We start from the raw sequence: 20,940 nt of genomic DNA, 5'->3' as shown, positions 1-20,940 counted from the left end.
TTCACTCGCTCCGGTGGTCGTCGGTGATGGCGGGAGCCAAGGCGGCGGTCGCGCCCGAGGCGAGGCGGCGGAGGCGGACGGTGTCGTCGGTGAGCAGGTCGGCGTTCTCCCGGCACCCCGGCGGCTTGGACCGGACGGCTTCCCCAGCCGGGGCCGGGTCGTCGCGGAAGAGCCGGTCGACAGCGACGGTGGGGGCCGAATCGCCGTGCACGGTGCGCTCGGCGGGCCGGTTGCGCTCAGCGGGCCCAGTGCGCTCGGGGGGCCGGTTGCGCTCAGCGGGCCCAGTGCGCTCGGGGGGCCGGTTGCGCTCAGCGGGCCGGCCGGGGTGGGCCGACGTGGCCCGGGGACCGGGCGTGGCGAGGACGGGGAGGCCCGCGGCGACCACGGCGACGGGCAGGGCGCGGGTGGGCAGGAAGGCGTCGTCCTGGGGGCGCGGCGCCCGGCGCTGCGGGGTGGTGACGGCCTCGGAGTCCGGCCCGGTGGCCCGCGCGACGGCCGGGTCGGCGCATCGCGCGGCAGCCGGTACGGCGACCGGGTCGGTGTCGGCTGCGTCGGCCGGGGCGCCCGGGGCGGGTCCGGCGGCCGGCGGCCCTGCGGGCTCGTGGACCGGCTCGGGGCTCGGTTCCCGGGCCGGCTCGGGGCTCGGTTCGGCGTCCGGGACCGGGCGGACCCGGAGGTGGCCGGAGCGGCCCGAGGCGACCGGCAGGACGACCCGGGGAGCAGGCTGCTCGACCACCCGGTCGGCCAGCTCGTGCAGCAGGATCCCGTGACGGTAGGCGAGTTCGCCGATCTCGGTGCGATCGACGCCGGCCACCGCGAGGCCCACGCTGCCGTCCCGGCGGACCTCGGCGCCCTGGCTGACCAGCAGGTCCGCCAGCCGCGCCATCTGCGGCCCCCGCACGGCCACTTCGGGGCTGAGCCTGGTCCGCCGGAACTCCGCGACCGGCTGGTCGGCCACCAGACGGCCGCGGTCCAGGGTGACGACCCGGTCCGCGAGCTGCGAGGCCTCCTGCGGGGTGCGGGTGGTCACCAGGACCGTGCCGCCGGCGACGCCGAACGAGCGCAGGAAGGAGTGGAACCACTCGACGTTGCGCGGCGACAGGCCCTCGGTCGGCGCGTCCAGCAGCAGCGTCCCGGGGTCGCCGAGCAGGGCCGCGGCCAGGGCCAGCCGGCGGTGCATGCCGGGCGAGAAGGCGCGCAGCCGCTGCCCGGCGACGGAGGCCAGCCGGGTCTGCTCCAGGAGTTCGTCGGCCCGCCGGACCGGGACGCCGACGGCCGCCGCGAGCATCCGCAGGTGGCCGCGCGCCCTGCGGCCCGGGTGCCCGGCCACCGCGGCCACGCCCTCGCCCGGACCGGGCAGCAGTACGCCGACCTCGCGCTCGGGGCGCCGGAGCCGGCGGTAAGGGTGGCCGTCGAAGAGCGTGACGCCCTGGCCGCGCTCGAGTTCGAGCATCAGCCGCAGTGCGGTGGACTTGCCCGCGCCCTCGGCACCGAGCAGTGCGGTCACCGCGCCGGGCCGGGCGTCGAAGGTCAGGTCCAACACGGCGGGCGGAGCGCCCTTGCGATAGACCTTGGTCAGTCCGGTGATCTGGATCATCGCTTGCTGCTCCCGTGCCCTCGGCCGACCCGCTCGACGCGGAGCGGGACCGTGCCCGCACGGCCCCGCGCCAGCACACTAGGGGGCGGCGGCAGCGATTCCGGGCATTGCGGGAGCGGAACGGGGCCACCGGCCGCCCACCTCACCCGATCAGGGGACAATCCGATCCTGGGGCTCCCGGCCGCGCACCCGGTGCCGCCGGCTGCAGGCCTGCCGGGCGGCTAGTCCGAGATCCAGGGCAGCGGCGGGAGGTGGTGGTCGCTGCACTCGCCCGTGAACTCGTCGACGGCGGCCCTGCCCTGGTCCGTGACCCTCTCCTGCTGGTCCTCCTGGGAGGTCAGCCGGTCCTGCACCGGGCCGACGCTCAGGAGTCGGGGCGGAGCATGGGCGGGTTGAGGGCGGACGCGCCACCGGCGGTGAAGAGCTGGGCCGGGCGGCCGCCCTGACGGGTCGTCGTGCCGCCGGAGGGCAGCAGGAAACCCGGGGTGCCGGTGACCTTGCGGTGGAAGTTCCGCGGGTCCAGCACCACGCCCCAGACCGCCTCATAGACCCGGCGCAGCTCCCCGACGGTGAACTCGGTCGGGCAGAAGGCGGTCGCGAGGGAGGAATACTCGATCTTGGAGCGGGCGCGTTCCACGCCGTCGGCGAGGATCAGCCCGTGGTCGAAGGCGAGCGGGACGCCGTCGGCCGGGTTGTCGCCGAGCAGCTCGCCGACCGGTGCCCAGCGGGCGCTGCTGGCGTCGCCGCCGGCCCGGGGCGTCGGCAGGTCGGGGGCGAGCACCAGGTAGGCCACGCTGACCACGCGCATCCGGGGGTCGCGCTGCGGATGGCCGTAGGTGGCGAGCTGCTCCAAGTGGGCCCCGGCCGCACCGGGGCCGACCGCGTCGTGGCCCGGGGCCGAGTGCGCGCGCAGGCCCGTCTCCTCGGCCAGCTCCCGGGAGGCGGCCTCGGCCAGGCCCTCGTCCGGGCGGACGAAGCCGCCGGGCAGCGCCCAGTACCCCTGGAACGGCGGCTCGCCGCGTCTGACCAGCAGGGCGCAGAGCGCGTGGTCGCGCACCGTCAGCACCACCAGGTCAACCGTGACAGCGAACGGGGGGAAGGCCGACGGATCGTAACGCGACATGGCGACGATCATAGTCGTCTCTCTGACGATAAGCACAGGCCTTGCGCCCGGCCCGCCCGAGGCCGTCGGCCCGCCCGCCCGGCACGGTTCGCGCACGGGCGGGCGGGGACTCCCGGGCCGAAGTCGCCGAAGAGGCGCCATCGAAGCGGCGCCACCGGCGCGGCGCCACGGGCCCGGGGCGGGCCGGCCCGGGGCGCGCGGTCAGCGGGCGACGAGCTGCAGGTCCGCGGAGGCCTCCTCGACCATCGCAACCCCGATCCGGCTCACCCGGACCGAGAAGGGCTCGCCCGCCACCCGCAGGCCGGTCAGCTCCAGCTCGCCGAGCGGCGCGGTGCTGGCCGGGCGGACCAGGACCCGCCCACCCGGCACGTCGGGCCGCACGCCTGCGAGGGCGAACACCGCGTGCGCGGCGCCAGCCGCGGAGACCGCCGCCGGGCGGCAGGCCGCCGGGTGCGGCACGGGCGGGCAGCCGGGGGTGCGCTGCTCCCCCGCGTACATCTCCGGCAGCCGTCCCTCGAAGTGGGCGGCCGCGGCGAGCAGGCCCTCCAGCAGGGTGCCGGCCTCGTTCTCGTGGCCTGCCTCCGCCAGTCCGGCGATCGCCAGCGCCGTCTCGTGGACCCGTACCGTGCCGCCGCGGTGGCCCAGCGGGTTGAAGCGGGGGGACTTGGCGCTGAGGGTGCGCAGGCCCCAGCCGCTGTCCAGCTCCGGCGCGACCAGACGCTGGGCGAGCAACCGGGTCTGCTCACGGTCCAGCAGGCGCTCGTGCCAGCCGCCGTCGACGGCGAGCCCGGTATCCAGCAGGTGCACCAGGCAGGAGGCGACTGCGGGCAGCGGCTGGCCGCCCGGGGCCAGCCCGGCGGCGGGGCGGCCGCCGGAGAGGTCGTCGATCCAGAACCGCTCGCGGAAGCTCCCGCGCAGCTCGGCAGCCCAGCTCCGCCAGCCCTCGGCACCCGGGCGTCCGAAGGCCTCCAGCAGCTCGGCGCCGTGCAGGGCGGCGCGGTGGGCCTGCGCCTGGACCTCGACGCGGGCGGCGACCGGGTGGGCGGAGCGCTCCTCGGTGGGGCGGCTCAGGTCGGTCACGAAGCCGTCGACCAGTCCGTCCCGCAGGGCGGCCAGGGCCCGCTCGGCGGCCGGGAGCAGCTCGGCGACCTCCGCCGTGGGCAGGCCCCAGCGCCAGGCCTCGGCCAGCACCGTGACGAACAGCAGGGTGGCCTCGGTGGCGGTGCAGGTGGGCGGCAGCTCCGGGCCGCCGTGCCGCAGGCCGCCGGGCAGCAGGCCCTCGGTGCGGCCCGGGGCGGGGGCGAGCTGCTGACGGCGGGCCAGCGCCCGGAGGGTGCCGGCGGCCAGCCGGGTGCCGAGCGGCAGGGTCAGCCGGGCGGCCCAGAGCGCGTCGGCCGGGGCGAGGCCGAAGCGCCAGGGCGCGCCGGAGGCCGGGTAGAGGTCGGTCGGACGGTCCGGGTCGGCGAACAGCAGTCCGCCGAGAGCGTCCAGGGAGCGGGAGACCAGCGGGGCGACCCGGGAGTCGTCGCTGCGGACCTCGGGCTCGGACCAGGGCAGCGGGACACCGGTGCCGCGCCCGCCGGGTGGGCGTGGGCCGGTGGCGGCGCTCTCCAGCTCGGTGCGCAGTTCGACCGACCAGCGTGCGCCGGGCTGGACCTCCAGGTCCCAGCGGAGCACCCCGGCGCCGGCCAGTACGGCGTGCGGGGAGGGCTTGGCGCTGACCACGGCGCTGTGCGCGGGGCCCGTCCAGCGCAGCCCGGCGGACTGCACCTGGCCCGGCAGGTCGGGCGGGCGGTGTCCGGCGGCGATCTCGGCGACCGGGCCGAGGTCCGTGCCGACGGCGATCTCCAGCGGCAGCCGGGCGGGCCGCGGGCCGGTGTTGCGCACGACGACAGTCTCCACGCCGTCCGCGTGGCGCAGCCGCTCGACGGTGAGCGCCGGATCCGGGTCGAGGTCGCCGGGGATGCGGACGGCGCCGAGGAAGCGAGCCTGGGCGGTGCTGGTCAGGGCGCCCTGGAGCGGCAGCGGCTCCATGCCGCCCAGCCGCAGCTCCATCCGGGCGAGTGCCCGGACACCGTTGCGGTAGAAGCCGTGCAGGCCGTGGCCGCGCAGCTGGCCGTCGGGGCCGGAGGCAGCCATCGCCGGGGCATTGACGCAGATCACCGCGTGGTGGACCGCGGGGGGCTGCGGGCGCGGCGGGGCGGTGGGCCGACCCGAACCGGCGGGTGCACCCCCGGGGCCGGTCGGCGGGACCTGGTCGGGGCGCCCGACCGGTCTCGGCGCGCCGACCACGCTCTCGGCCGGCATGGCCTGTGGTGGCCTCATGGCGGTCACCGGACTCTCCTCCCCTCGGCGGTCCGGTGGCCGGGTCAGGCCGGTGGGCCGCGAGCATGCTCGATCGCGTGCTGATGGTGCCGGGCCGGCGGGGTTTCCCGTCGGCGGGTGTGCCGTGTCTGGCCGTACCCGGTGGCGGGTCGTACCAAGCGGTGCTCGGTACCCGGGCCGGTACCGGCGCGCCGCGCCGTCGCGTCGGGCCCGCCACCGCGCCCGGCACCCCGTCAGGTCCGCTGTTCCGGCCCGCCGGTGACGCCCTGCCGCGTGTCCCGCGCCCGTCGGGCCGGCCGGTCCCCTCGCGGCGACCGGGCCCCGGTGCCGCGCGGGGCCGACGGTCGCCGTGGGGCCAGGGGCGGCCGGGCCGGGCCCCGGTCGGTCTCCGTCCGGCGCAGGGCCCCCGGGGTGAACGCCGCGCACCGCCGCCAGGTCACGCCCCGCCCGGAGCGCCGCTGGTCGGGACCGCCCCCGCCGGGCGGTCGTGCCGCGTCCGTCGGAGCATCACCGGGACCGCGCCACGGGCCCGTCGCCGCCTGCGGCCGAGGCCTGGTTCCGGGCGTTCCTGGCTGTCGTCCGCACCGCTCGGACCGGGCGTCGGCCGGGGTCGGCCGCCCGGCCGGATGGACGGGGACGGTCGAACCGGCGCTCGATCGCCGCCAGGATACGGTGCGGGGGTCGCGGCCCCGCACCCGGTGATCCCGTGAACCGCGACACCACCGTTGTGACCAGCAGAGACCGAGGAGTTCCATGTCCACCGTCAGCCGGCTGCCCGGGATTGTCACGACCGACCACGTCTTCCAGGTGCCCCTCGATCACGCTGCCCCGCAGGGCGAGCAGATCGAGGTGTACGCCCGCGAGGTGGTGGCCGCCGGCCGCGAGCGGGACGACCTGCCATGGCTGCTCTTCCTCCAGGGCGGGCCCGGCGGCAAGGCCGCCCGCCCGCTCGGCCGGGACTCCTGGCTGGAGCGCGCCCTGGACGACTACCGGGTGCTCCTGCTCGACCAGCGCGGCACCGGGCGGTCCACGCCCGCGACCCGGCAGACCCTTGCCCGGCGCGGCGGCCCGCAGGATCAGGCGGACTACCTGGCCCGCTTCCGCGCGGACTCGATCGTCCGGGACGCAGAGCTGATCCGCACCCGGCTGCTCGGCGCCGACCGGCGCTGGAGCGTGCTCGGTCAGAGCTTCGGCGGTTTCTGCACCCTCACCTACCTCTCCATCGCCCCCGAGGGCCTGACCGAGGCCTTCATCACCGGAGGCCTGGCCGGCCTCGGCAGTTCGGCCGACGACGTCTACCGCGCCGCCTACCCGCGCGTGGCCCGCAAGAACGAGGACCACTACGCCCGGTTCCCGCAGGACGTCGAGGCGGTGCGGCGGATCGCCGCCCGCCTCGCGGACGCCCCCGCGACCCTGCCGGACGGCGGGCTGCTCACCGTCGAGGCGTTCCAGGCCCTCGGGCTGCTGCTTGGCGGCGGCAGCGGCTCCGGCGTCCTGCACTACCTGCTGGAGGAGGCCTGGGTGGAGGGCGCGGCCGGGCCCGAGCTCTCCGACACCTTCCTGGCCGGCGCCCAGGCCCACCTCTCCTTCGCGGGCGGCCCGCTGTACGCCGTGCTGCACGAGTCGATCTACGGCCAGCGGTCGGTGGACCAAGGCGGCACCGCCTGGTCGGCCGAGCGGCTCCGCAAGGAGTTCCCGCGGTTCGACGCCCGGGCCGCGCTGGAGTCGGACGCGCCGGTGCTGTTCACCGGGGAGATGATCTACCCCTGGATGTTCGACACCGACCCCGCGCTGCGCCCGCTGAAGGAGACCGCGGAGCTGCTCGCCGCCCGCACCGACTGGCCCGACCTGTACGACCGGGCGCGCCTGGCCGCCAACGGCGTACCGGTCGTGGCGGCGGTGTACCACGACGACATGTACGTGGACACCGCCGACTCGCTGGAGACCGCTCGCGCGGTGCGTGGCCTGCGGACCTGGATCACCAACGAGTGGGAGCACGACGGCCTGCGGGCGAGCGGCGGCAAGGTGCTGGACCGCCTGATCAAGATGGCGCACGGCGAGGCGTAGCGGCCGGCAGACCGGTACGGGGCGGAAGCGGGCGGCTCAGTGGGCACGGCGGCCTCCTCTCGCCGCCCGCCGGACCCCGCGGCACCGGTGTAGGCCGCTCCCGGCGCGGGTGCCGGCGGGCGCGCACTCCGCCGCACGGCCGAGCCGCAGGCGCCGGACGGGCCGCTCCCCGGCCGGCCGGGCGCACCCGGGCGCCGCAGCCCGTCCGGGCGCGGACAGCAGGCCCACCGGCCCGGGGGTGCTCCCGTCCGGCGCCGGTGCTGGTGCCGTGGACGTGCCCTTCCGGCGGCCGCCCCGGCGACGTCGGCGGGCGCCGGAGGCCGGGCCGGGCCGCTCACCGGAGGCCTCGCCCGTCGGAGCCTCGGGTGCCGAGGCCTCGGGTGCCGGTCCCGTGCCGTCGGCGGGCGACGGCGGGTCGTCGGCCGGGGCCGACGCGGGCGCGTGCTGCTCGCGCCGCCGCCGCTGGGCCTCGACGGCGGCCAGCAGTGCCCCGGGCGTCATGCCGTCGTTGAGCGACTCGTAGAGCAGTTCGGCCAGCAGGTAGTCCGGGGCGAGCCGCAGGACGTGCCCGAGTACGACCCGGGCCGTCGCCGTGTCCCCGGCGACCCAGGAAGCCCAGGCCAGCAGGGTCAGCGGAGCCACCGCGCAGCTCTCGTACGGCGGCACGGCGCGCCGGGCGAGGAAGCGCCAGAGCCGCTCGGCGGGGGCCAACTCGGCGGGCCGGGCGTACTCGACACCTCGGTCCCGGACGATCCGGTCGCGCAGGGCGAACAGCAGGCGGGCCGTCCGGTCCGGGTCGAGCTCCCGGGCCCCGGCCGCGAACTCGGCGACGGCCTGGTCGAGCAGCCCGATGCCCTGCTCACGGGAGAACGAGCCGACGGCCGCCTCGGCCCGGACGAGCGCCTCGCGGTGGACGTCGTCCTCGGGCGGGCCGATCGGGACCAGCCCGCCGATGATCGCCTTCCGGCTGCCGCGCGGCACCAGGCCGGCGACCGTCGCGGCGGCGGCCGCCGGGCCAGGACCGGGACCGCGCCGCACCGGGTTGCCCGCCTGATCGCAGCACTCGGTGCCGCGGCAGAGGAAGGACCACCAGCGGCCGTCCGAGACGCACAGCGACTCCTTGACCACGACGCCCCGACGCCCGAAGGCCGCCCGGAGGTCGTCCGCCAGCGGTCGCAGGCCGTCCACCACCGGCGGGGCGTGCGGCGCGCCGGGATCCTGGCAGAGGTAGAGGAGCACCTGGAGCGGCCGGGCGCCGTGCCGCTCGGAGAGGGCGACCAGCAGGGCGGCCGTCTCCTCCGCGGCGGCCGGCCACTGCGCGGGCGAGTCCGGCAGATCCGCCCGGATCACCCCGGCCTGTTGCAGGTCGGGGCCCTGGAGACCGACCGCGACGATGCTGTCGTCGGGGTAGAACCCCAGGAAGTAGGGCAGCAGCTCGGCCATGTCGGCCGGACCGCGCATGACGACCGGCCGGTGCTCGGAGGCCGGGCCGAGGGACAGAATGACGTGTTCGTTGTTCATTGCGTTCATGGCCGCAAGAGTGGACGCAATCCGCGGACGACGCCGAAACCGTCTTTTTTCTGTGGATAACTCCGCCTCCGAATTTCCTTTAACTCATTCGGAGCAAGCGACACTCCCTCCGCAGGGTGGATTTTGTCCGCCGTTCAGCGGATCAGCGGATGAAATCCATCCCGCCTTCCCCTCTCGCCCACCCCGGCATTCGCCGCATGTCGGCGGTACGGGGTTACATGGACGCCATGCAGCAGCCCGAGACCCACATCACCGCCACCGCCGACCGCGCCGAGGTCCGGGCGCGGGCCGAAGCCGTCCTGCGCGAGCTCGCCGGCCCCGGCGCCGCCCTGCGCGAGGACCAGTGGACGGCCATCGAGGCCCTCGTGGTCGACCACCGCCGCGCCCTGGTCGTCCAGCGCACCGGCTGGGGGAAGTCCGCGGTCTACTTCATCGCCACCGCCCTGCTCCGGGCCCGCGGTGCCGGACCGACGGTGATCGTCTCGCCGCTGCTCGCCCTGATGCGCAACCAGGTCGAGTCAGCGGCCCGGGCCGGAATCCACGCCCGCACCATCAACTCGGCCAACACCGACGAGTGGGACGAGGTCCAGGCCGAGGTCGCCGCCGGGAAGGTCGATGTCCTGCTGGTCAGCCCGGAGCGGCTGAACAACCCGGACTTCCGCGACCAGGTGCTGCCCAAGCTCGCCGCCTCCACCGGCCTGCTGGTGGTCGACGAGGCCCACTGCATCTCGGACTGGGGGCACGACTTCCGCCCCGACTATCGCCGGCTGCGCACCATGCTCGCGGAGCTGCCGCCCGGCGTCCCGGTGCTGGCCACCACCGCCACCGCCAACGCCCGGGTCACCGCGGACGTCGCCGAGCAGCTCGGCACCGCCGACGAGCACGCCCTGGTGCTGCGCGGGCCGCTCGACCGGGAGAGCCTCACCCTGGGTGTGCTGGCCCTGCCCGACCCGGCGCACCGGCTCGCCTGGCTGGCCGACCACCTCGACCGGCTGCCCGGCTCGGGCATCGTCTACACCCTGACGGTGGCCGCGGCCGAGGAGGTCACGGCCTTCCTGCGCGAGCGCGGCTTCCCGGTGGCCTCCTACTCCGGCCGCACCGAGGACGCCGAGCGCCGCACCGCCGAGGCCGACCTGCTGGCCAACCGGGTCAAGGCGCTGGTCGCCACCTCCGCTCTCGGCATGGGCTTCGACAAACCCGACCTCGGCTTCGTCGTGCACCTCGGCTCGCCCGGCTCGCCGATCGCCTACTACCAGCAGGTCGGCCGGGCCGGGCGCGGCGTGGACCGGGCCGAGGTGCTGCTGCTGCCCGGGCGCGAGGACGAGGCGATCTGGCGCTACTTCGCCTCGCTGGCCTTCCCGCCGGAGGAGCAGGTGCGGCGCACCATCGACGCGCTGGCCGAGGCCGGCCGCCCGCTCTCCACGGCCGCCCTGGAGCCCCGGGTGGACCTGCGCCGGGCCCGGCTGGAGACCATGCTCAAGGTGCTCGACGTGGACGGCGCCGTCCGCCGGGTCAAGGGCGGCTGGACGGCCACCGGGCAGAGCTGGGCGTACGACACCGCCCGCTACGCCAAGGTCGCCGCCTCCCGGGAGGCGGAACAGCGGGCGATGCGCGAGTATGCGGCGGGCACCGGCTGCCGGATGGAGTTCCTGCGCCGGCAGCTGGACGACGAGCAGGCCGTGCCGTGCGAGCGGTGCGACAACTGCGCGGGGCCGCTGCACACCTCGGACGTCTCCGCCGAGACGCTGGCCGCCGCCCGGGCCGCGCTCGGCCGCCCGGGCGTGAGCTTCGAGCCGCGCCGACTCTGGCCGACCGGGATGGACGCGCTCGGGGTGCCGCTCAAGGGGCGGATCCCGGCGGGCGAGCAGGCCGAGACCGGCCGGGCGCTCGGCCGGCTGTCCGACATCGGCTGGGGCAACCGGCTGCGCACCCTGCTCGCCGAGCAGGCGCCGGACGTGCCGGTGCCCGGCGAGGCGGTGGACGCGCTGGTGGCGGTCCTCGCCGACTGGGCCCGCGGTCCGGGCGGCTGGGCCGGGCCGGCGACGGCGGAGGGCGCACGGCTGGAGCGGCCGGTCGGCGTGGTGACCATGGCCTCCTCGACCCGCCCCCAGCTGGTCGGCAGCCTCGGCGCGCGGATCGCCGAGATCGGACGGCTGCCGCTGCTCGGCCGGATCGAGTACGCCGGCGGGCTGCCGCCGCACGGGGCCCGCAGCAACAGCGCCCAACGGCTGCACTCGCTGGCCGGGGCGCTGGTCCTGCCGCCGGAGGTGGAGCAGGCGGTGGCGGCGGCCGCCGGGCCGGTGCTGCTGGTGGACGACCTCGTCGACTCGGGCTGGACGGTCACCGTGGCCGCCCGTCTGCTGCGCCGGGCCGGGGCGGGCGCGGTGCTGCCGCTGGTACTGGCCGTGCAGGGGTGACGGGGCGGCAGAAGGCCGTCGAGCGAACAACGGCCTTCACTCGAATGGCCTAACGAAAAGGATCAAGCCAAGCGATTTCGATCACACCGGTCGACGGACGCGGGAAAGGAGTGGTCACCATGCCGACGACGGCTCACCTCGCACTTCGAGCGTCACGGATCAAGACGCTGCGGCATCCCGACCGCGCCCGGGCGACAGTGGAACATATCCGGCAGACCATGGGCTATCGGATGGCGTTCATCATTTCATCGTTGCCGCTCCACCCCCGATGCCCCGAGAATTGGGAGGTACCCGAAACTCGGTCCGCCGGACCCACGCTTCGGCGTACCCAGGCACCCGTCTGCCCACGGGTCAGGAAGGAGGATCGTGATCAACGGTATCGACCGAGGTCCACATCCCCTCTCCCGGAGTTCGGTGCCCAGACGGGTGCTGGACCTGGAGACCTGGGCCGCCTCGGGGATCCCGTTGCTGCGCGACCCCCGCGAGTTCGTCCTGGAGCTGCACCAGCGCCACCTGCCCCAGCCGGGCACGGTCGTGGTCGGCGTCCTGGACGCGCTCCACCACCTGGCCGCCTCGGCCTCCTTCATCCCCTGGCCGCGCGACACCGACGGCTGGCAGCACCGGAACGCCCTGCTGACGCACCTGCGCCGGATCCTCCCGCACGACCTGCGGCTGCCCGAGCCGACCCGCACCGCCGTGCTGCTGCGCTGCCGCGACGGCGCGCCCGGCTGGACGGAGCAGGACGGCGCCTGGATGTGGGCGCTGCGGGACGCGGCCGGGCTGCACGGGCTGCGCTGCGGCGCGTACCTCGGGCTCACCCCGGCGGGCTGGCAGGTCCTCGGGGACGGGCGGAGCGGACGAAATCCGCATGCGGGTTCGTGGACGGACGGGCCGGTGCACACCGTGACGGAGCTGCCGCCCCGCTCGGTGCTCGACGCCCCGCACGGCCAGCGCACCCGCCGGCCGGCGGTGGAAGAAGCCGAACACGGAGGCGACGCTCAGCGCTCCCCGCAGTCCGAGCCCCCGTGGATCCCGGCCCGGGCCGCGACGGCCGAGCCGACCCGCCGTACCGGAACCCGCTGACCCCGCCGAACCCGCCGAACCCGCCGGACGTACGGTCACCGAGCACGGATCGATCCGACGGGACCACCGGCGCCCGGGTCCGACGGGCACCGAGCGGGCAGGTCCGATGCCCCGGCATCGCCGGCCGCCGGAGGGGCTCCGGACGGGCTCCGGACCGGCGACCGCCCGCCCGTCCCGGGACGGATTTCGGGCCCGGCACCGTACGGCACCGGGCCCGGAACGGAAGGGCGGCGGTCAGACGTGGACGGGGTGCCCGGGCGTGGCTGCGGCAGCCCCGGCGGTCGTCGGGCCGGCCTCGCCGCAGACCACCAGCAGGGCACTCGCGCGGCCGAGCGCCTCGGTGTACGCCTCGGCGGCCAGGGCGGGCGTTCCGCCGTTGACCACCAGGACGACCACCTCGCGGTGGACCGGACGGGTCAGCGCGGCGTCCGCATAGAACACGTCCCCGCCGTCGGCGAGCTGCGCCCAGTAGCGCTCCTCGCCGAAGGACAGCTCGTGCCGCTGCCAGGGGTGTGCCTCGCCGACCGTCAGCACCAGGATGTCGCCCGGGTCGCGGCCGGAGTCCAGCAGCTGGTCGATCGCGTCGTCGGCGCGCTCCACGGCCTGGGCGGGGGTGGCGGCGATCCGCCGGACCTCCACCTGCGGCGCGGTGGCGGCCGGGCGGCGCGGCGCCGGACCGGGCTTGGGGATCAGCCCCGGCGGACCGGGCCGGGCGGCGCGCGGCGGGGCCGGGCGCGGAGGCGCCGAGCGGGGGCCGGGCACCGCAGCCGGGATGGCGACGGTGGTTGGTGCGGTGGCGGGTGCGCCGCCGGTGGCAGGCGCGTGGAGGGCTTGTGCGTCCGACTCGCGGGGGAAGGGAACGCCGGGGCCCGGGAGGCTCTCGTGAATCTCCGACTCCTCGGGGAAGACAGGCATACCCGGATATCTATCAAATGCCGGTCGAACGCGCACGGGCGCCCCACCCTTTGGGCACCGAACACCCACGGCCCCACCCTGGGCAATTCCAGACGGACTGTCAGAAACCGAGCGTCAACTGCTCGTCGGCGGATCCCCGCGCCTCGCCCGCGCCTTCCCGAACGCGCTTGAGGTGACGCCACTTCGACAGTCCGTCCATGTACGCCCAGGAGAGCCGGTGGTGCTCGGTGGGGCCGAGTTCCTCCAGCGCGGCACGGTGCACCGGGGACGGGTAGCCGGCGTTGTCGGCGAAGCCGTAGTCCGGGCACCCCTCGCCCAGTTCGCCCATCAGGCCGTCGCGGTGGACCTTGGCGAGCACCGAGGCGGCGGCGACGCAGACGCAGGACTGGTCGCCCTTGATCACCGTGCGCACCCGCCAGGGGCCGCCGAGGTAGTCGTGCTTGCCGTCGAGGATCACCGCGTCGGGCTCGACCGGCAGCGCTTCCAGCGCGCGGACGGCGGCCAGTCGCAGCGCCGCCGTCATGCCGAGCTCGTCGCACTCCTGCGGCGAGGCCTGCCCGAGGGCGTACGCGGTGACCCAGTCGGCGAGGACCGGGGCGAGGGCACGGCGACGCAGTTCGGTGAGCAGCTTGGAGTCGGTCAGCCCGTCCGGCGCCTTGCGCAGGCCGGTGACGGCCGCGCCCACGGTGACCGGTCCGGCCCAGGCGCCGCGCCCGACCTCGTCCAGGCCGACGACGATCCTGGCGCCGGCCCGACGGAGCGAGCGTTCGACGGAGTGCGTCGGCGGGACGATGGGCATGGCGGCTTCCGTTCAACTGGGGCAGCCTCCAGCCTAAGCCCGCCCTGCGGCCGCCGGATCCGCCGCCCTCGCTGCGGGAAGGCCCCCGGCAGCCACGCCCGCACATGACCGGGCCGGCCCGGGCCCGCCCTCAGACGCGGATCATCGGCTGCAGCACCTCGTCCACCAGCCTGACGGCGAAGTCCGGCCCCAGGTCCCGGAATCCGCGGATCTTGGCCTGGTAGAGCAGCATCGCCGGGATGACGTCGGCCACGAGCGGGGTTGCCGCGCCGGGCCGCACGTCCCCGCGCTCGGCGCCGCGGCGAAGGATCTCCAGGATGGTCTGCGTGGTCGGCTCGATGACCCGGTCGTTGATGAAGCCCTTGAAGACCTCGGCCCGCTCCTGGTCGATCTCGGCCATCAGCGCATGGAGGGCGGCGCCCGCCCGGGAGGTCAACGCGGCCGTGAACGCCTCGATGAGCTGCAGGAGTTCGTCGCGGGCGGACCCGAGGTCGGGGGTGTCGTAAGGGCGTGGAAGAGTGGCGTCCAGGGCGTCGATGACCAGTTCGTCCTTGGACGCCCAGCGCCGGTAGAGCGCGGCCTTCCCGGTCCGCGCCGCGCCGGCGACCCCTTCCATCGTCAGCCGCGCGTATCCGCCGGAGGTGAGCTGGTCGAGCGCGGCCTCGAAGATCGCGTTCTCCAGCTCTTTCCCCCGCCGCCTCCCGGGCCGCGCCAGGGCCTGATGGGCGGCCCGCACCCGGCAGAGGGCCGGCTCCGCACCCCGGCCCGGAGCAACCGCACCCGCCTCGACGCCCGAGGCACCCGAGGCACCCGAGACGCCGGAGACGCCGCCCGGGTCGCCGGGGCCGCCGCCCGAGGCGCCCGTGGACCGCCCCGGCGACCGACCGGACCGGTCCGCCACCAGGCGCCGCACCAACCGTTCCATCGCCACCATCCTTAAGGAACGCTTGCGTTCACAATCCAGCCCAGGATATCGTCCAGATTAGTGAACGATCCCGTTCCTTCCCGGTCTGCGCAAGGGCGCAGCGCCGCATCCGGACACCGGCGGCCCGCCGAGTCCAGAGCACCACGCACATAGCCAGCAGGGGGCACATTCGTGGCTGTCACCGACACGCTCAGCAAGACCTCACCACCGCCCGGCGCGAAGGGGCACGGCAAGGGCATCACCCTGGCCGTCATCGCGGCCACCCAGCTCATGGTGGTGCTCGACGCGACCATCGTGAACATCGCGCTGCCGCAGATCAAGGACGCCCTGAACTTCTCGACCACCGACCTGTCGTGGGTCATCAACGCCTACACCCTGACCTTCGGCGGGCTGCTGTTGCTCGGCGGTCGCGCGGGTGACATCCTCGGCCGCCGCCGGGTATTCATCTTCGGCACCCTGCTGTTCGGCCTGGCCTCCCTGCTCGGCGGTTTCGCGCAGGACAGCGGCCTGCTGCTGGCCGCCCGCGCGCTCCAGGGCATCGGTGGCGCGATCTGTTCACCGACGGCCTTCGCTCTGATCGCCACCAACTTCGAGGAAGGGCCGGAACGCAACAAGGCGTTCGGCGTGTTCTCGGCGGTGGCCGGCTCGGGCGCCGCGATCGGCCTGCTGGCCGGCGGTCTGCTCACCGAGTACCTGAACTGGCGCTGGGTGTTCTTCGTCAACGTGCCGATCGCGATCCTGATCGCGATCGCCGCGCCGCGCTACATCGCCGAGTCCGAGCGCCACCCGGGCCGCTTCGACCTGCCCGGCGCGTTCACCTCGACGCTGGGCCTGGTCGGCCTGGTCTACGGGTTCATCCGGGCCGCCTCGGACGGCTGGTCGGACAGTGTCACGCTCGGCTCCTTCGCGGCCGGCGCAATCCTGCTGGCCGCCTTCCTCGTGGTCGAGCGCCGCACCGACCAGCCGATCACCCCGATGCACCTGTTCGCCAACCGCAACCGCACCGGCGGCCTGGTGATGATGCTCTGCCTGGCCGCGGCCATGTTCGGCATCTTCTTCTACGTGGTGCTGTTCGTGCAGGGCCCGCTCGGCTACAGCCCGCTGATGGCAGGCGTGTCCTTCCTCCCGATCAGCGTCTCGATCATCATCGCCGCGCAGATCGCGTCCAACTTCCAGGCCAAGTACGGCCCGAAGCCGTTCATGGCGGGCGGCGCGCTGCTGGTCACCATCGGCCTCAGCTGGCTGACCCAGATGGGCAAGGACAGCGGCTACCTGGACGGGGTGCTCGGCCCCACGGTGATATTCGGCTTCGGCATGGGCCTGATCTTCGTTCCGGTGATGCTGCTCGCCGTCGCGGGCGTCCCGGGCGAGGAGACCGGCGCCGCCTCCGGCCTGCTCAACTCCATGCAGCAGATCGGCGGTTCACTCGGCCTGTCGATCCTGACCACGGTCTTCGCGCACTACGCCACGGCCGAGGCCGCCACGCAGCTGCCGAAGTTCATGCAGAGCGCGAGCCCGGATCAGCTGGCCTACCTGCAGCAGCACCACGAGTTCCCGCCGCGCACGGACGCCGCCAACACCGTCCTCGCCCATGGCATTTCGCACGGCTTCATCGTGGGCGCGGCGCTCGCGGCGGTCGCCCTGGTGGTCGCGGTCTTCGTGATCAAGGCCAAGGCCAGTGACCTGCCGAGCGGCGACTCCGCCCCCGTCGCGATGCACTGACCCGGGATGCACTGACCCGGGATGCACTGACGCCGCAAGGCGCAGACCCCGGGACGACGCCGGCACCACCGCGAGGGCCGGTCGGGAGCGGACTGCTCCCGACCGGCCCTTGCCGCTCTCCCGAACCGTCCCCGACTACCAGGCCGCGTCGTACGCCAACCCCGCCCGGTCGCAGGCCCCGCGGCCGACCATCGGCGAGTCCACCGGCGGCCGCCGCGCCAGGATCTTCCGGGCCCGGGCGACCGACACGCTGGTCGCGTACCAGGGCTGCGCCTCCCGGCCCAGATCCTGCCCGATCAGCTCCAGCGCACAGCTCCGCTGCGGTTCGGGCAGCCGGTCCAGGGCGGGCACCGCGTCCGCCGAGAGCTGGCGGACGTTGCGCAGGTCGATGGCCGCGGTGTGCGGGTCGGCCCGCAGCGCCCGCTCGTACCGGGCGACGTTCTGGTCCGCGACGATCGCGTCCGGGCCCATCAGGCCGTACACCGCGACGGTGAGCATCCCGCTGAGGACGACGACGCGCGGCAGCCAGCCGGTGCCGCGGGTCAGCCCGGCGGTTATCAGCAGTAGGAAGACGACGCCCAGCCAGACCTCGACCACGAGCACCCAGAGCCGCAGCTGGGTCAGCCCGGAGGCGTCCACGTAGAACCACATCCGGCCGAGTGCGGAGGCGACCACGGCCAGCGCGAGCACGCAGAGCAGCCCGAGCAGGATCCGTGCCACCCGGCGGTCGGCGGCGGTGGTGCGCGGCGCCCAGCGCTTGGCGACCGCCACCACGACCAGGGTCAGCACGGTGATCACGCTCAGCTGCCAGAAGCCCTGCCGGGCGTACTCGGAGCGGCTCATCCCGGTGTTGCTCAGGACGGCGTCCGCTCCGCCGAGCACCACCACGGCCTGGACCACCGCGAAGACGCCGAACATCAGGTTGAGCGCGACCAGCGGCAGCGCCCACTCAAGCCGTCGCCGTTCGAGGCCCGGCCGGATCACCGTCCGGTCCCAGCGGCGCGGGCCGGCCGCGATCCGTGCGAAGCCCAGCGCGGTGAGCGTCCCGAGCACGAACAGCACCCCACGCGCCGGGAGTCGGCCGAGGTCGAGGTCCGGGCTGAGGTTGCCCAGCAGGTCCGCCATGGCGGCGTCGGCGCTGGCGAACAGCAGGCCGAAGACGGTCAGCAGGACGGCGGCGACCCCGAGCGCCTTGAGCACCGGGACGACCCGGCCGCGGCCGGGCAGCGGGCGGCCCTCCATGCTGATCCAGGCCCACCCCACGGCGGGCACCAGCTGCCAGAGCAGACCGGGCAGGGCGAGCAGGACGCCCGGCCACCGGCGCCCGCCGTGCAGGGCCAGCGAGGCCAGGCCGAACGCGCCCCCGACGGCCAGCAGGGTGGGCCAGTCGGCGACCCACCAGGCCGGGACGGCGAGCAGGGCAAGGGCGAGCAGGCTCCAGGCGGCCGTCCAGGGCCGGATCCGACGGCCTGCCGCCCGGGCGGCGAAGCCGGCCCCGACGGCGGTGGCGGCGCCGCAGATCAACAGGTTGACCCCCAGACCGTCGTACAGCAGCCAGGCCGTGAGCAGGCCGCTGAGCAGGGCGGCCAGGACGACCCGGGGCGTGGCCCCCGCCCGGCGCTCGGGGTCACTGCGGCGCAGCCAGCCCGCCCCCGTCGGCCCGGGCGCGCCGGGCGACCGGCGGGACCCGCCCGCGCCGTACGGACCACCCGCGCCGTACGGACCACCCGCGCCGTAGGGACCAGCCGGGCGGTACGGGTCCCAGGAGCTGTCCGGTCCGGCCGGTTCCTGCGGACCCGAGGCTTCGTGCGGCCCGTCCGGGTTCTGCGGCCCCGGCGCGGGTGGCGGATCGGCCGAGGCGGGCGTGGACAGACCGGACATGGGTCCCCCTCAGTGGTCGGTGGGCATGCGGAAGCCGCCCTCGGGACAGTCCGCCGGCGGGTGCGCTCAGCGCCGCCGTCGTTGCCGACTGTAGACCATTCTGAACGAGTTCAAAAGTTGGTTCTGAACGTGTTCAGAACCTGCTCGCCACCGGTTGCTCCCTCGACACTCCCTCTCCGCCCATCGAGAGCCCATGGAGAGCTCGTCGATGCCCCGTCGATGCCCCCCGGTGACACCCCGTGGGCTATCCCTTCACCGACCCGGCCAGCAGCCCCCGGACGAAGTACCGCTGCAAGCTGAAGAACACGATCAGCGGCACGATGATCGACAGGAACGCCCCGGCCGTCAGCAGCTCCCAGCGCCCGCCGAGGGAGCCCGACAGCTGGGCCAGCCGCACCGTCATCGGCGCCACCTCCGGCGTGCCGCCCGCGAAGGTCAGTGCGACCAGCAGGTCGTTCCAGACCCACAGGAACTGGAAGATCGCGAACGAGGCCAGCGCCGGGGCGCTCAGCGGCAGCACGATCGAGCGGAAGATCTTGAAGTGCGAAGCGCCGTCCACCACCGCCGCCTCCATCAGGTCGCGCGGCAGCTGGGCGATGAAGTTGTGCAGCAGGAACACCGCGAGCGGCATCGCGAACATGGTGTGCGCCAGCCAGACCGGCGCGTAACTGCCCTTCAGGTCCACCGCCGGGATCAGCGTCAGTGAGCCCAGGTGCGCGCCGCTCGAGAACAGCCGCAACAGCGGGATCAGCGCCATCTGGAGCGGCACCACCTGGAGCGCGAACACGGTGAAGAACACCGCATCGCTCCCCCGGAACCGCACCCAGGCCAGCGCGTAGGCCGCCATCGCCGCGAGCACCAGCGGGAAGACGGTCGCCGGGACGCTGATCGCCAGCGAGTTCACCATGAACGGCACCAGGCCGGTGGAGGCGCCGGAACCGCCCTCGAACAGCACCGAGTGGTAGTTGCCGAGGCCGAAGTCCGGGTGGAGGAGGGCGGTCCACCAGCCGCTGGAGGTCACGTCCTGCTTGGGCCGCAGCGAGGTCACCAGCAGGCCCAGCGTCGGGATCGTCCAGAGCACCGTCATCGCGATCACGAACACCGAGGCCAGCGGGCTGCCGAAGGCCTTGCGGACCGGATTACCGGGACCGCCCGCCACCTTCGCGGCCCCGCCCGCCACCTTCGGGGACCCACCGGCCACCTTCGGGGACCCGCCGGCCACCTTCGGGGCCCCGTTCGGGACGGAGGTCTTCCGCAGCGAGATCTTCCGCATCGGGGTCACCGCACCTCACGTTCCTTCCGCAGCTGGACGATGTTGTAGGCCACCAACGGCAGCACCGCGAGGAAGAGGATCACCGCGAGGGCACTGCCCCGCCCCGCGTTGAACTGCACGAAGGACTGCGAGTACATCTCGTTGGCGAGCACCTGGGTGCCGAAGTTGCCGCCGGTCATGGTGCGGACGATGTCGAAGGCCTTCAGGGTGATGATCATGACGGTGGTCAGCACCACCATCACCGTGGTGCGGATCATCGGCACGGTGACGTACCAGAACAGCCGCACCCCGCTCGCGCCGTCCAGCCGGGCCGCCTCCACCACCTCGTCCGGGATCGCCTTGATCGCCGCCGACAGCACCACCATCGCGAAGCCGGTCTGCACCCAGACCAGTACCGCCATCAGCAGGAAGGTGTTCAGCGGCTGCGAGAGCATCCAGTTCGGCGGGTCGTCCCAGCCCACCGCGACGGCGAGTCGGCTGAGCAGACCGATCTGCGCCTGCCCGGGCCCACGCGACTCGTAGACGAACTTGAAGATGATCGAGGCGCCGACCAGCGAGATCGCCATCGGCATGAAGATCAGCGACTTGTACACCGACTGGCCGCGCATCCGGTCCACCAGCAGCGCCAGCACCAGCCCCAGCCCGGTCGCCGCCAGCGGTGCGACCACCAGCCACAGCAGGGTGTTGAGCAGGACCGTCTGCACCGAGTCGGTGGTGAGGGCCCACCCGAAGTTCTCGCCGCCGACGAAGCGGGTGCCGTCGTCGTTCTGCAGGCTCAGGTAGACCGTGCGGATCAGCGGCACCACCAGGCCGACCGCCAGCAGCAGCACCGCCGGGCCGAGGAACACCGCGACGGCCAGCGGACGGGCCAGTCGGCCGCGGGCCCGGCCGGCGGCCAGGAAGACCACCAGCAGGATGCCGAGGAATCCCGCGACGGCGCCGAAGGTGTTGCCGAACTTGACCGCCGCGTCGCCCCAGGAGCCGACCGCCAGTCTCTCGGTGGCCAGCTTGGTGGCCAACTCGGTGGCCACCGCGGCGGCGGGTGACGGGGATCCGGATACGGACATGGCTGCGCGTCCCTTCGGGTGCGGTGGGAAGGGGAGTGCGGTGCGGTGGGAAGGGGAGTGCCGGTGGAAAGGGGGGTGCCGGCGTGAGGAGGGTCAGGCGGGAGGAGGGGCGGGGGGGGGGGGGGGGGGGGCCCCCCCCCCCCCCCACACGTGGTGCAGGGGTGTGCCACCCCCCGGGGGGCGGGCGGCGGGCCCGCCAAAGCCGCCCCGCCGCGG

15 protein-coding genes are annotated in these 20,940 nt (G+C 74.9%); 4 read left to right on the top strand and 11 right to left on the bottom strand.

The annotated features are described in order from the left end of the window. Position 1: 1 nt before the first annotated feature. The 4 genes from ACIBEC_RS34035 to ACIBEC_RS34020 form a co-directional block, all read right to left on the bottom strand. Entirely contained in the window at positions 2–1,597 is a 1,596-nt protein-coding gene (locus tag ACIBEC_RS34035) for an ATP-binding cassette domain-containing protein (RefSeq protein WP_360505979.1), read from the bottom strand. 221 nt (positions 1,598–1,818) lie between these two features. Continuing rightward, on the bottom strand, positions 1,819–1,950 hold the full coding sequence (locus ACIBEC_RS34030) for a hypothetical protein (RefSeq protein ID WP_360505976.1): 132 nt from the start codon (positions 1,948–1,950) through the stop codon (positions 1,819–1,821). 11 nt (positions 1,951–1,961) lie between these two features. Beyond that, entirely contained in the window at positions 1,962–2,720 is a 759-nt protein-coding gene (locus ACIBEC_RS34025; protein ID WP_360505973.1) for an NUDIX domain-containing protein, read from the bottom strand. A gap of 201 nt (positions 2,721–2,921) precedes the next feature. Further along, positions 2,922–5,045: a glycogen debranching N-terminal domain-containing protein gene (locus tag ACIBEC_RS34020; protein WP_360506089.1), complete on the bottom strand. Its 2,124-nt coding sequence runs from the start codon at positions 5,043–5,045 to the stop codon at positions 2,922–2,924. Positions 5,046–5,798: 753 nt separating this feature from the next. Here ACIBEC_RS34020 and ACIBEC_RS34015 point away from each other — a divergent pair. Continuing rightward, positions 5,799–7,112, top strand: coding sequence for an alpha/beta fold hydrolase (locus ACIBEC_RS34015; RefSeq protein ID WP_360505971.1), 1,314 nt, complete (start codon positions 5,799–5,801; stop codon positions 7,110–7,112). A gap of 36 nt (positions 7,113–7,148) precedes the next feature. Here ACIBEC_RS34015 and ACIBEC_RS34010 read toward each other — a convergent pair whose 3' ends face one another. Further along, the gene (locus tag ACIBEC_RS34010) at positions 7,149–8,642 is read right to left on the bottom strand and encodes a DUF4192 family protein (protein WP_360505968.1); all 1,494 of its coding nucleotides are present in this window, start codon (positions 8,640–8,642) and stop codon (positions 7,149–7,151) included. A 227-nt stretch (positions 8,643–8,869) separates the two neighbouring features. On the opposite strand from ACIBEC_RS34010, the gene ACIBEC_RS34005 reads away from it, so the two are divergent. Continuing rightward, positions 8,870–11,059 (top strand): RecQ family ATP-dependent DNA helicase, encoded by a 2,190-nt coding sequence (locus ACIBEC_RS34005; protein ID WP_360506086.1) that lies wholly within the window; start codon positions 8,870–8,872, stop codon positions 11,057–11,059. Positions 11,060–11,437: 378 nt separating this feature from the next. Next, positions 11,438–12,142, top strand: coding sequence for a hypothetical protein (locus ACIBEC_RS34000; protein ID WP_396289679.1), 705 nt, complete (start codon positions 11,438–11,440; stop codon positions 12,140–12,142). 234 nt (positions 12,143–12,376) lie between these two features. Here ACIBEC_RS34000 and ACIBEC_RS33995 read toward each other — a convergent pair whose 3' ends face one another. The 3 genes from ACIBEC_RS33995 to ACIBEC_RS33985 all read right to left on the bottom strand — a co-directional run bounded on the left by ACIBEC_RS33995 (position 12,377) and on the right by ACIBEC_RS33985 (position 14,781). Beyond that, positions 12,377–13,057 carry a hypothetical protein gene (locus ACIBEC_RS33995; RefSeq protein WP_360505962.1) on the bottom strand — a complete coding sequence of 227 codons (681 nt, stop codon included), beginning with the start codon at positions 13,055–13,057 and terminating at the stop codon, positions 12,377–12,379. A 100-nt stretch (positions 13,058–13,157) separates the two neighbouring features. Next, the gene (locus ACIBEC_RS33990; protein WP_360505959.1) at positions 13,158–13,856 is read right to left on the bottom strand and encodes a ribonuclease HII; all 699 of its coding nucleotides are present in this window, start codon (positions 13,854–13,856) and stop codon (positions 13,158–13,160) included. 130 nt (positions 13,857–13,986) lie between these two features. Further along, on the bottom strand, positions 13,987–14,781 hold the full coding sequence (locus ACIBEC_RS33985; protein ID WP_360505956.1) for a TetR/AcrR family transcriptional regulator: 795 nt from the start codon (positions 14,779–14,781) through the stop codon (positions 13,987–13,989). Positions 14,782–14,952: 171 nt separating this feature from the next. Between ACIBEC_RS33985 and ACIBEC_RS33980 the strand changes: the two genes are divergently transcribed. Beyond that, positions 14,953–16,503 (top strand): MFS transporter, encoded by a 1,551-nt coding sequence (locus ACIBEC_RS33980; protein WP_360505953.1) that lies wholly within the window; start codon positions 14,953–14,955, stop codon positions 16,501–16,503. A 135-nt stretch (positions 16,504–16,638) separates the two neighbouring features. Here the strand turns inward: ACIBEC_RS33980 and ACIBEC_RS33975 are convergent, their stop codons facing one another. From ACIBEC_RS33975 to ACIBEC_RS33965, 3 genes are all read right to left on the bottom strand, one after another. Then, positions 16,639–18,384 carry a DUF4173 domain-containing protein gene (locus ACIBEC_RS33975; protein WP_360505950.1) on the bottom strand — a complete coding sequence of 582 codons (1,746 nt, stop codon included), beginning with the start codon at positions 18,382–18,384 and terminating at the stop codon, positions 16,639–16,641. A gap of 244 nt (positions 18,385–18,628) precedes the next feature. Continuing rightward, the gene (locus ACIBEC_RS33970) at positions 18,629–19,657 is read right to left on the bottom strand and encodes a carbohydrate ABC transporter permease (protein ID WP_360506083.1); all 1,029 of its coding nucleotides are present in this window, start codon (positions 19,655–19,657) and stop codon (positions 18,629–18,631) included. Positions 19,658–19,662: 5 nt separating this feature from the next. Continuing rightward, on the bottom strand, positions 19,663–20,724 hold the full coding sequence (locus ACIBEC_RS33965; protein ID WP_360505947.1) for a sugar ABC transporter permease: 1,062 nt from the start codon (positions 20,722–20,724) through the stop codon (positions 19,663–19,665). Between the last annotated feature and the right edge of the window lie 216 nt (positions 20,725–20,940).

The sequence above is a fragment of the Kitasatospora sp. NPDC051164 genome (assembly GCF_044455625.1).
GTDB lineage: Bacteria > Actinomycetota > Actinomycetes > Streptomycetales > Streptomycetaceae > Kitasatospora.
Note: the sequence above shows the minus strand (reverse complement) of the source record. Positions and strands in the feature narration are given on the sequence as shown.